Annotated in this window: 12 protein-coding genes; 9 read left to right on the top strand and 3 right to left on the bottom strand. The window is 29.2% G+C overall.

Features of this window, described 5'->3' with window-relative positions; translation table 11 throughout:
* Window positions 1-103 precede the first annotated feature (103 nt).
* The gene (locus tag WG950_RS02715; protein WP_340934040.1) at window positions 104-2,206 is read right to left on the bottom strand and encodes a S9 family peptidase; all 2,103 of its coding nucleotides are present in this window, start codon (window positions 2,204-2,206) and stop codon (window positions 104-106) included.
* Between the two features lie 133 nt (window positions 2,207-2,339).
* On the opposite strand from WG950_RS02715, the gene WG950_RS02720 reads away from it, so the two are divergent.
* The 3 genes from WG950_RS02720 to WG950_RS02730 all read left to right on the top strand — a co-directional run bounded on the left by WG950_RS02720 (window position 2,340) and on the right by WG950_RS02730 (window position 5,381).
* The gene (locus tag WG950_RS02720; RefSeq protein ID WP_079738743.1) at window positions 2,340-2,663 is read left to right on the top strand and encodes a YbaB/EbfC family nucleoid-associated protein; all 324 of its coding nucleotides are present in this window, start codon (window positions 2,340-2,342) and stop codon (window positions 2,661-2,663) included.
* A gap of 119 nt (window positions 2,664-2,782) precedes the next feature.
* Window positions 2,783-3,079, top strand: coding sequence for a hypothetical protein (locus tag WG950_RS02725; RefSeq protein WP_340934041.1), 297 nt, complete (start codon window positions 2,783-2,785; stop codon window positions 3,077-3,079).
* A complete protein-coding gene (locus tag WG950_RS02730) occupies window positions 3,063-5,381 on the top strand; it encodes an AsmA-like C-terminal region-containing protein (protein WP_340934042.1) in 2,319 nt (772 codons plus the stop codon). The genes WG950_RS02725 and WG950_RS02730 overlap by 17 nt, the downstream gene beginning before the upstream one ends.
* Before the next feature lie 44 nt (window positions 5,382-5,425).
* On the opposite strand, the gene WG950_RS02735 is transcribed toward WG950_RS02730, so the two are convergent.
* Both WG950_RS02735 and rocD read right to left on the bottom strand, forming a co-directional pair.
* Window positions 5,426-5,869, bottom strand: coding sequence for a hypothetical protein (locus tag WG950_RS02735; protein WP_340934043.1), 444 nt, complete (start codon window positions 5,867-5,869; stop codon window positions 5,426-5,428).
* A gap of 106 nt (window positions 5,870-5,975) precedes the next feature.
* Window positions 5,976-7,250, bottom strand: coding sequence for an ornithine--oxo-acid transaminase (gene rocD, locus WG950_RS02740; RefSeq protein ID WP_340934044.1), 1,275 nt, complete (start codon window positions 7,248-7,250; stop codon window positions 5,976-5,978).
* A gap of 335 nt (window positions 7,251-7,585) precedes the next feature.
* Between rocD and rlmD the strand changes: the two genes are divergently transcribed.
* From rlmD to WG950_RS02770, 6 genes are all read left to right on the top strand, one after another.
* Window positions 7,586-9,037 (top strand): 23S rRNA (uracil(1939)-C(5))-methyltransferase RlmD, encoded by a 1,452-nt coding sequence (gene rlmD, locus WG950_RS02745; protein ID WP_340934045.1) that lies wholly within the window; start codon window positions 7,586-7,588, stop codon window positions 9,035-9,037.
* An 81-nt stretch (window positions 9,038-9,118) separates the two neighbouring features.
* A complete protein-coding gene (locus tag WG950_RS02750) occupies window positions 9,119-9,415 on the top strand; it encodes a 4a-hydroxytetrahydrobiopterin dehydratase (RefSeq protein ID WP_079738739.1) in 297 nt (98 codons plus the stop codon).
* 31 nt (window positions 9,416-9,446) lie between these two features.
* Window positions 9,447-9,938: a DUF6452 family protein gene (locus WG950_RS02755; protein WP_340934046.1), complete on the top strand. Its 492-nt coding sequence runs from the start codon at window positions 9,447-9,449 to the stop codon at window positions 9,936-9,938.
* A complete protein-coding gene (locus tag WG950_RS02760) occupies window positions 9,919-10,638 on the top strand; it encodes a DUF6048 family protein (RefSeq protein ID WP_340934047.1) in 720 nt (239 codons plus the stop codon). The genes WG950_RS02755 and WG950_RS02760 overlap by 20 nt, the downstream gene beginning before the upstream one ends.
* 67 nt (window positions 10,639-10,705) lie before the next feature.
* The gene (locus WG950_RS02765) at window positions 10,706-11,653 is read left to right on the top strand and encodes an isopenicillin N synthase family dioxygenase (RefSeq protein ID WP_079738736.1); all 948 of its coding nucleotides are present in this window, start codon (window positions 10,706-10,708) and stop codon (window positions 11,651-11,653) included.
* Between the two features lie 74 nt (window positions 11,654-11,727).
* Window positions 11,728-12,051, top strand: coding sequence for a translation initiation factor (locus tag WG950_RS02770; protein WP_340934049.1), 324 nt, complete (start codon window positions 11,728-11,730; stop codon window positions 12,049-12,051).
* The last annotated feature ends 2 nt before the right edge of the window (window positions 12,052-12,053 follow it).

A 12,053-nucleotide genomic window follows, 5' to 3' on the forward strand; every position in this document is an offset into this window, starting at 1 on the left:
TAAATAAAACATCATTACTGATAAATAATGATGTTTGATTGTCTTTTTACCGTCTGCAAAAGTACATTTTCGTTTTGAATTACAAAATTGAATTAAAATTTAATTATTTCGCATCAATTTTACCTTCTAAAGCTAATAAAAACGAATAATCTTTAGCGGTTTCTTTTAATGCATTAAATCTACCAGATGCACCACCGTGTCCTGCTTCCATATTTGTTCTTAGCAACAATATATTATCATCAGTTTTTAAATCTCTTAATTTTGCAACCCATTTTGCAGGTTCCCAATATTGAACTTGAGAATCGTGAAAACCTGTAGTTACTAAAATATTTGGATAATCTTGCGGTTTTACTTGATCGTAAGGTGAATATGATTTTATATAATCGTAATATTCTTTGTCGTTAGGATTTCCCCACTCATCATATTCTCCGGTGGTTAACGGAATCGATTCATCTATCATTGTAGAAATAACATCTACAAAAGGAACTGCAGCTATAATACCGTTATACAATTCAGGATTCATATTTACAATTGCTCCCATTAACAATCCGCCAGCAGAACCACCCATTGCATATAAATGCGCTGCAGAAGTGTAATTATTTTCAATTAAAAACTTAGAACAATCTATAAAATCTGTAAACGTATTTTTTTTGTTTAACATTTTACCATCTTCATACCAGTTTCTACCTAAGTATTCGCTTCCTCTAATATGCGCCAATGCATACACAAAACCTCTATCTAATAAACTTAATCTAGTTGATGAAAATCCGTCTGAAATTGTATAACCATAAGACCCATAAGCATATTGTAACAATGGCGTATTTTCGTTTAAAACAGTGTCTTTGTGATATACTAAAGAAACTGCTACTTTTTTACCATCTCTGGCAGTAACCCAAACGCGTTCGCTTTTATAATTTTCTTTGTTGAATTTCCCTCCTAAGATTTCTTGCTCTTTTTTAACTTCTTTCGATTTATCTTTCATGTTAAAATCGATAATAGAAGCAGGAGTTGTCATCGAATTATAAGAATAACGTATCACATCTGTATCAAAATCTGGATTTGCATAAACACCCACAGAATAGGTTTCTTCTGTAAAAGGTAAATAATAATCTTCTACATTATCCCAACGTTTAATTCTAATTTTATTTAAGCCGTTTGTGCGTTCTTCTAGAACTAAATATTCTTTAAAAATAGAGAAATCTTCTAATAATGTATCTTCTCTGTGTGGAATTACATCAACCCAATTTTCTTTTGCTGTATTGGTTACAGGCGTTTTCATCAACTTAAAATTAGTAGCATCGTCTTTATTAGTTAATAAATAAAAATGATCTTCGAAGTGAGAAACACTATATTCTAAATCTCTTTCTCTTGACTGCAACATTGTAAACGAACCAGTAGGATTATCTGCATCTAAAAATTGTGCTTCTGTAGATACTGTGCTACTAGCACCTATGATGATATACTTGTCTGATTTAGATTTTGTAACATACGCATTAAAAGTTTCGTCTTTTTCGTGATAAACTTCTACGTCTGCAGAAGTTGGTGTTCCTAAAATATGTCTATAAATTTTTTCGCTTCTTAATGTATGCGGATTTTTTTTAGTGTAGAAAATAGTTTTATTATCGTTAGCCCAAACAGAGGCTCCTGTAGTATTTTCTATGATATCTTTATAAATTTTACCGGTTTCTAAGTTTTTAATTCTTAAAAAATATTGTCTTCTACTTACAGTATCTGTAGCAAAAACCACTAATTTATTATTTGTAGATATATTTAAGCCTCCTAATTGAAAATAATCAAAATCTTTAGCCATCTCATTTACATTAAACATAACCTGCTCTTCTGCATCTAAGTTGTCTTTTTTTCTACTAAAAATAGGATATTGCATTCCTTTTTCGAAACGCGTTATATAAAAATAACCATTACTCTTGTAAGGTACAGAAGAATCATCCTCTTTAATTCTGCCTTTCATTTCTTCAAATAATTTCTCTTCGAAATTTCTTGAAGACGCTGTAACTTTATCGTGATAAGTGTTTTCTTCCTCTAAATAATTTATAACTTTGGTTGTATGCTCATCTCTAACTTCAGATAGTTTTTGAGCGTCAGACAAACGCATCCAAAAATAATTATCTTCTCTAACATCGCCATGCTTTTCTAAAATTTCTAATTCTTTATCTGCAATTGGTGCTTTTGTATCTATATTTTTCATTACTTCATTTTTTAAAGCAATTGCAAAAATAAGATTATTAAAGTGAGTTTACCGTAAATATTTTCTCAATTTTAGCCTATATTTTTCTATAATGAATTCGTAAATTTGTAATCTAATTTTAAATTGAAAAAAGATGTTTGGAGATATTTCTGGAATGATGAATAAGCTAAAGGAAGCGCAACAAGAAGTAGAAAAAACAAAAACAAGATTAAACTCTGTTTTGATTGATGAAGTAACAGCAGACAAAAAAATTCAAGTAACACTAACTGCAAATAGAGAAATTAAAGCAATTACGATAGATCCTTCTTTACTTTCTGATGCCGAAGAATTAGAAGATTACTTAATTTTAACTTTAAATAAAGCAATTGCCAAAGCTTCTAAAATTAACGAAGACGAAATGGCCGCTGCTGCCAAAACAAACATGCCAAACATACCTGGTATGGATATGTTTAAATAACAATGCATTATCATTAATAAAAAATTAACTCAATTGAGTTACTTTTAACAGTATATAAACTAAAATACCTCTTTTAAAAGAGGTATTTTTGTGTGTATTAATTTATAATAGTACTTATTATGATGAAAGATAAAAACCAAACTTCTCTTGGTAAAAAAATATTAAAATGGGCAGCAATTACAATACTAGTTTTATTAATTGCCTTAATATCTGTTCCGTTTTTATTTAAAGATAAAATTGTAAAAATGGTTTCTAATACCATTAACAATAACGTAAATGCAACTGTAACTTTTAAAGAGACAGATTTAAGCCTTTTAAGAAACTTTCCTTTAGCCAGTTTAAAAGTAAACGACATCAACGTTACAAATAAAGCTCCTTTTTTAGGTGATACTTTGTTTAATGAAAAAAGAACTTAATTTAAATTTAAAAATTACAGAACTTTTTAAAAGCGCATCAGAAACTTTAGAAATTAATAGTATTTCTGCAAATAATGCCGCCGTAAACATCATACTAAACAAAGATAATATTGGTAATTATGATATCGCTAAAAAATCTGATAACAGTGCAAATAGCAGTGACAGTTCTCTTTCTTTAGCAATAAAAGAATATGAATTACAAAATGTAAATTTTAGCTATTTTGATGAAACTACCAAAATTAAATTAGCTGTAGATAGTATTTATCATATTGGTAAAGGTAATTTTGCCCAAGACATTCTAGATTTAGATACAGAAACTACTGCTAAAGTTTCTTTAGATATGGATAATGTAAATTATTTAAATGATGTAAATATAAAGCTTAACGCTGTTTTAGGAATCGACTTAAAAAATTTAAAATATTCATTTAAAGAAAATACAGGTTACATTAATCAATTGCCATTAGAATTTAACGGTTTTATACAATTAATAGAAGAAAATCAATTGTATGATATCACTTTTAAAACACCAACATCTTCTTTTAAAAACCTTTTAGCTTTAATGCCGAAACAATACGCTGGTAATTTAAACACTATTAAAACTGAAGGTAATTTTGATTTAAAAGGTATTGTTAAAGGTACATTATCAGAAACTACAATTCCGACTTTAGACATCTCGTTTGTATCTAAAAATGCAATGTTTAAATATGCTGAATTACCAAAATCTGTAAATAACATATATTTAGATGCCAATATTATTAATAAAACAGGTTTAGCTAAAGACACTTACATTGCAATTAATAATACTTCTTTTAAAATTGATAAAGATGTATTTAATGCAACAGGTAAAGTTGCAAACATTACAGATAACGCAACAATTAACCTAAAAGCTAAAGGAACAATTAATTTAGATAATATCAGTAAAGTTTATCCGGTAGCTTTAGAAAATGAATTAGAAGGAATTTTAACTGCGGATGTTACAACTAATTTTGATATGAATTCTATCGATAAAGGCAATTACCAAAACATTAGAAATAAAGGAAAAGTAGCTGTTTCTAACTTTAAATATTCTGGTGAAGATGTTGCAAATCCTTTTATTATCGATAAAACTGCTGTAAATTTTAATACAAATACAATTTCACTAGAAGAATTTGATGCAAAAACAGGAAGTTCTGATTTATCAATTAAAGGGAATTTGGAAAATTTTTATGGATTTTTATTTAAAGATCAAAAGTTAAAAGGAAATTTCAATCTAAACTCAACAAACTTTAAAGTTGATGATTTTCTAACAAAATCTGATAAAAATACCACAACAAATACAACCAGCAAATTAAAAATACCTGCTTTTTTAGACATTACTTTAAATGCAAATGCTAACACCGTTGTATACGACAACATTAATTTAGAAAAAGTTTCTGGTAAAATTTTAATTAAAGATGAAACCGTTAGTTTAAAAAACTTAGAAACTAGTGTTTTTGGAGGAAATATTGGTTTTGATGGAGAAGTTTCTACAAAAGGAACAACTTCAAAATTTAATATGGATTTAAACTTAAACGAATTAAATATTGCCGATTCTTTTAGCAAATTAGAAATGTTAAAAGCTATTGCACCTATTGCAAAATCTGTAGAAGGTAAAATTAATTCTAAAATTAAGGTATCTGGTAATTTAGGTGAAGATATGACGCCTCAATTAAAATCTATTTCAGGTGATTTATTAGGGCAATTATTAAACACAAAACTAAAGGCTAGTAATTCTAAAGTATTAAGTTTATTAGGTTCCAAAGTAGATTTTTTAGATGTAAGTAAATTAAATTTAAACGATGTAAGCGCTTTATTTACGTTTAATGATGGTGAAGTTAGCGTAAAACCATTCGATCTTAAATACAAAGATGTTGCAATTAATGTTGGTGGTTCTCATGGTTTTGACAATTCTATGAATTACAATATTACTTTTGATGTGCCAGTAAAATATCTAGGTTCTTCGGTAACAAATGCAATTGCAAAACTAACACCTAAAGACGCGGCAGAAGTTAAAAGTATTCCAGTAAATGCGACTTTAACGGGTAGTTTTTCGAGTCCTAATTTTTCATCAAACATTAAAAGTGCAACAGAAAATTTAGTGAAAAGCTTGGTAGAAAAACAAAAGCAAAGTCTAATCAATCAAGGTAAAGATAAATTGAAAGATTTATTATCTGGATCAGATAAGAAAGATTCAACATCAACTACAGATAAAACAAAAGATAAAATTAAAAATGTTTTAGGTGGTCTTTTTAATAAGAAAAAAGATACTACCAAAAACAATTAAAAAAAAAAACCGGAAGCTATTGACTTCCGGCTTTTTTTTTTAGACTAGAAAGCACTTGTCATGCCCAGAATACCTACTATAATTCCTAAGAAATATATAGATATTATAATAATGGTTAAAACACCAATAAATTTATAATGCGACTTTAACATCTCGAATGCCTTTGCCAAAACAGCATCATCTTTAGAAATTAAGGCTTTTTTCATTTTTACTGAAAAGTTGTATAAATAATAAACTGGTAATATGTAAATTAAAGCAAAAACAATATAAGTTATTGTTATAATTAAGCCCATATCTACAGGTGCAGGTTGTGCTGCAGGAAAGTTATTGTACATAGAACCTATAAAAAAACTTCCAAAAATCATTAAACCAATTAAAATAAAACCTAGAATAGATAGAAATTTACACCAACTCGCTGTTTCTTTTAGAAACTTTCTGGCAGAATTTGTTAAAGTTAATTGCTCTAATTCGGTAATTGCATTTTGCATACTAAAGTTTGTTTTAAGTTAGAAAAGCATCAAAAATAATAAATTTATAAAAAGAAAGCCACAAAAGTAAATTTGTGGCTTTTTATATATTGATACAGTAAGTTTTTTAAAACTCAGAAATTGTTTTCTTAATAATAGAAATACAATCCATTAATTCTTCTTCTGTCATCACTAAAGGTGGTGCAAAACGAATAATATTACCGTGTGTTGGTTTTGCTAACAAACCATTATCTCTTAATTTAATACAAATATCCCAAGCCGTAGAACTTTCTTCAGAATCGTTAATTAAAATTGCATTTAACAACCCTTTTCCTCTCACAGACTCTACTAAGTGATTATTTTTACAAAACTCTGTTAATTCTGCTCTAAAAATCTTTCCTAATTTATCTGCGTTAATTGCCAATTTCTCGTCAGTAACAACTTCTAATGCTGCCATTGCAACAGCTGCCGCAATAGGGTTTCCGCCAAAAGTAGAACCATGATTTCCTGGTCTAATAACACTCATTACGCTATCATTTGCCAAAACTGCAGAAACAGGATACGCGCCACCACTTAATGCTTTACCTAAAATTAAAACATCTGGCTTAACTTCTGGTGTACCAGAACAATTTTTTTCTGGACAAGAACAGTTACCACAAGTAGCTAATAATCTACCTGTTCTTGCAATACCAGTTTGTACTTCGTCTGCAATAAATAATACATTATGATCTGCACACATTTTTTTTGCAGCTGCTAAATAACCTTCAGAAGGCACATACACACCAGCTTCACCTTGAATTGGCTCCACTAAAAAAGCGGCAATATTATTACTACTTTCTAAAGTTTCTTGCAATTGCTGTAAATTATCATATTCTATTTTATGAAAACCTTTTGTATACGGACCAAAGTTTTTTCTAGCAACCGGATCATTAGAAAAAGAAATAATTGTAGTTGTTCTACCATGAAAATTGTTCTCGCAAACTATTATTTCTGCTTTATTTTCATCGATTCCTTTTACTTCATACGCCCATTTTCTAGCAATCTTTAAAGCCGTTTCTACAGCTTCTGCACCAGTATTCATTGGTAAAAGTTTATCAAAACCAAAATACTCTGTTGCAAATTTTTCGTATCTACCAAGCATATCATTATAAAAAGCTCTAGAAGTTAAGCTTAATGTTTTTGCCTGATTTGTCATTGCATCTACAATTTTTGGATGACAATGCCCTTGGTTAACTGCAGAATATGCAGATAAAAAATCGTAATATTTTTTACCTTCAACATCCCAAACATAAACACCTTCTCCTCTACTTAATACTACCGGAAGTGGATGATAATTATGCGCACCATGTTTGTTCTCTAATTCTATCGCTTCTTGCGACGTAAGTTTGTCTAAAACAGCCATTTTTATTGTTTTAAGTTTATAAAATAACCATTCCTATTCTACCTTTATCCTTCTGAAAAATTATCAGAAATTCAGCGTGGGAAAGAAATCATCCCCGAAGTTTCACAAAAGTAATAAAATAAACCTTTTAAATACAAAATTTTTGGGCGTTACCTAAAGGTCGCGCTTTCCACTAAATCTTTTTGTGAAAAACAAAAAGGATACCGTTTCAATCGCTAACGCGTATTGCAAACCTGTAAAGTTTTGTTATTTATAATTAATTAAAAGAATTCGTAGCAATAACAAGTACACTAATCAATATCTTTTACTAATTTTGCAGACCAAAATATTTTAAAATGCCACGTAGAGAACGAAACAAGTTTGTAAAAAAAAATCAGGTTTTAGAATTAAAAATTGAAGATTATGCTTTTGGCGGAAAAGGTATTGCAAGAATCCATTCCGAAGAAGGTAGTTTTGTAATTTTTGTTCCAAATACATTACCTGGTCAGTTGGTAAAAGCGCAAATAAGTAAGTCTAGTAAAAAATACGCAGAAGCAAAATTAATAGATGTTTTACAACCATCAGAAGATGAAGTTGCAGTTCCGTATCAAGACATACCTGGTGCACCTTACATTCAATTACCTATAGATTTACAGCATAAATACAAACAAGAAAGTACACTTTCTCTATTTAAAAGAATTGGTAAAGTAGAAAATATAGAAGATTTATTCGACGAATTTGTAAAATCGCCAAACGCATTTCATTATAGAAATAAAATGGAATATGGTTTTTCTGCAATTGGTTATGATAGAATTAATAAAACAGATAAAGACGAGTTTACACTAGGTTTTAAAAGACGCGGTGTTTGGTGGATGGGTGATAATCTAGAAAAAGATTCTGGCTTATTTGACAAACAATTAGAAGACAATCTAAAAAATATTAGAGAATATTGTAAAGCAACTGGTTTAGAACCTTGGCATGGTCCTAGAAAAACTGGTTTTTTTAGATATTTTGTAGTAAGAAAATCTTTTAAAACAGACGAGTTATTGTGTAATTTAGTTACAACTTCACCAGAATTAGAAAATTTTGATTTAGATAAATTTGCAAAATTTTTAAAAGATATTTTCGGAGATCGTTTAGCAGGTTTATTGCATACAATTAACGATGAAACTGGCGATAGAACTATAGCAACCGCGGGTAAATTAGACCTTGTGTATGGTAAAGATAAAATTGTAGAAGAATTATTAGGGCTAAATTTCGAGATTAGCATGAAAAGCTTTTTTCAAACCAACCCAAAATGTGCAGAAAAATTATACTCTAAAGTTGTAGAGTACGTTTTAGAAGATAAAGACAAAGTAGACAACACTGTTGTAATGGATTTATTTTGTGGTACAGGTACAATAGGTCAAATTGTAGCTTCTAAAAGCGAAAACGCAAAAATTGTGGGTGTAGATATTGTTGCTTCTGCCATAGAAGATGCAAAGAAAAACGCGAAAAGAAACAATATAGAAGGTTTACAATTTTATGCAGCAGATGTTGGTAAATTTTTAATTGCGCATCCAGAATATCAAAATAAAATTAAAACGATTATTTTAGATCCTGCAAGAGCTGGTATTGCACCAAAAACGCTTAAAAAAATCATCAATCTAAATGCAGATAGAATGGTGTATGTTTCTTGTAATCCGGCAACGCAAGCAAGAGACACAGAGTTATTAAGAGAAGCGGGTTATCAAATGAAAAAGATTAGTTTGGTAGATCAATTTCCGCATACAAGTCATATAGAAACTGTTGTTTTATTTGAGAAATAATAAACTTGTTTTAACATCTTTTTAATTCACTTTAAATTCACAAAGTTTATATTTAGAGGAATTAATTTAAATTTTACAAAAATGAAAAAATTAACAGAATTCGAAATTTCTAACAAATTAGAAAAATTAGTAGATTGGGAGTATTATGACAATGCTTTGCATACAGACTTTGAATTTGATAATTTTAAAGATTGTATGTCTGCAATGAATAGAATTGCTTTTGAATGTGAGGCTCTTAATCATCATCCAGAATGGACAAATGTTTACAATACCTTAGATATTACATTAACAACACATGATGCAGATGGCGTTACAGAATTAGACTTTAAATTAGCGACAGCAATTAATAAAATTGTAGAAGTTGAAGAAGAAGATTAATCTGTAGAAATAAATTAAAACATTTATCTAAATGATAAAAAAACTGATTCCTTTCTTATTGCTTACAATCGCTATTTTCTCAGCATGCGAAAAAGACGATTTTTGTTTACAAAACCCGGTAACACCAAAGTTAATCATAACTTTTTATGATGAAACCAATAGAGAAACATCTAAAAATGTGCAAAGATTATCTATTTGGTCGGGCACAAAAGATACGATTGCACAGTATACAAGCGTTACACAAGATAGTATTGCAATACCGTTAAACTCTTTAACAGAAGAAACAGTTTATTCGCTTAAAAAAAATGCAACAAACGGTTCTACAGCTGCAAATGAAATTGCAACTTTTACCATTAAATATAATACAGAACAAGAATTTGTTTCTAGATCTTGTGGTTTTAAAGTTATTTTTAACAACGTTTCTTTTTCATCAGAAAATAATACTTGGATAACCGATTTTACACCAGCAACAATTACGAATTTAAATGACCAAACTACAGCGCATGTTCAGATATTTCATTAGTTTTTGTTTTGTTTTTAGTTTTATAAATGGTTATTCTCAAGAAGAAAAAGAGAATGATAATTTAGACAAAGTTTCAGATTCTATTGTTTATAAAACCAATTATGGATTACGTTTAGGTGCAGATATTAGCAAACCAATAAAAGGTACTATTGATGGTGCTTACAGCGGTTTTGAAATAGTTGGAGATTACAGATTAAAAAAGAATTTTTATTTAGCTGCAGAAGCTGGTTTCGAAGAAGAAACTTCTAATGAAGATTATTTAAACACAACTTCAAAAGGAAGTTATATCCGTTTAGGATTTAATTACAATGCTTACAAAAATTGGTTAGACATGAATAACGAAATTTTTGTAGGTTACAGATATGGCTTTAGCTTATTTGAGCAAACGCTTAACAATTATACACCCAATGTTTCTGATGCTGAAAACGGTAATTACTTTCCTGCAGAATTAAATACGAATGCTGTAACAAGTACTGGTTTAAACGCACATTGGTCTGAACTTATGTTGGGTATCAAAGCAGAAACCTTTACCAATTTTTACATCGGCTTTAGTGTTTCTTACAAAGTAATGATGAGTGTTAAAGATCCCGACGGAGTTAAAGCCTTATTTTCCCCTGGTTTTAACAGAATTTTCGAAAGTAATACTGGTTTTGGTTTTAATTATACCTTAAGTTACTTAATTCCTTTTTCAAAAAAATAAGAACACTTTATCAATTACTGATTTTTTAGTAACTTTATAGGCTGTTTTTAATAAAAAAACTACAAAGATGAATAAAATACCAAGTGTAAACTTAGCCGATTTTTTATCTGATGATAAAAATAGAAAGCAAAAATTTATAGACGAAATTGGTCACGCTTATGAGAACATAGGTTTTGTGGCTTTAAAAGGTCATTTTTTAGATGATAAATTAGTAAGTGATTTGTACGAAGAAATTAAAAACTTTTTCGAACTACCTGTTGCAACTAAAGAAAAATATGAAATTCCTGGCATTGGAGGTCAAAGAGGTTATGTTTCTTTTGGAAAAGAATCTGCTAAAGGAAAAAAAGAAGGAGACTTAAAAGAATTTTGGCATTTTGGTCAATATGTAGAAGATGATCCTGAAAGAGCCAAAGAATATCCAGAAAATGTTCTTGTAGAAGAATTACCAAAGTTTAACGAAGTTGGTAAAGAAACTTATAAAATGTTAGAAAAAACTGCAAAATATGTTTTGCGTTCTTTAGCATTGCATTTAGGTTTAGAAGAAACGTATTTTGATAATTTTATTAAAAACGGAAACAGTATTTTAAGACCTATTCATTACCCACCTATAGAAACAGAACCAAAAGGAGCGGAAAGAGCTGCTGCGCACGGAGACATTAATTTAATAACATTATTAATGGGTGCACAAGGTAAAGGTTTGCAAGTACAAAATCATAATGGCGATTGGATTGATGCTATGGCAGAACCAGACGAATTAATGATTAATGTTGGTGATATGTTATCTAGACACAGTAACAATAAACTAAAGTCTACAATTCATAGAGTTACAAATCCGCCAAAAGAAATGTGGGGAACTTCAAGATATTCCATTCCGTTTTTTATGCATCCAATATCAGAAATGAAATTAGATGTTTTAGAAAATTGTGTTGATGAAAACAATCCTAAACAATTCGAAGATATTACTGCCGGAGAGTTTTTAGATCAACGTTTAAGAGAATTAGGATTAAAAAAATAATCTTTAAATCAAAAGTGTAATTTAAAATTAAATTACGCTTTTGTGTTTTAAAAAATTAATATCAAATTATTTAAATGGATTTAAAAGATCAATTAAAAAACCTTTTTCCAGAGCATAAAGAATCCGAAGAACCAAAAAAAGAAAAATCGAATGTTTGGTTACAAGACGATCCTATAATTTGTAAATACGAAAAAAGAAAAGGGAAGCCAATTACAATTTTAGAAGGTTATAATGGTGCAACTTCAGATTTTAAAACCTTAGCAAAAGAGATAAAAACAAAATTATCTGTTGGCGGAAGTTTTAAAGATGATAAAATTATTATACAAGGAGATTATAGAGACAAAATTATGACAATGCTTAAAGACAAAGGCTTTAAGGTAAAAAGAGTTGGTGGGTAATT

The sequence above is a fragment of the Polaribacter marinaquae genome (genome assembly GCF_038019025.1).
In the GTDB taxonomy this organism is placed as follows: Bacteria; Bacteroidota; Bacteroidia; order Flavobacteriales; family Flavobacteriaceae; genus Polaribacter; species Polaribacter marinaquae.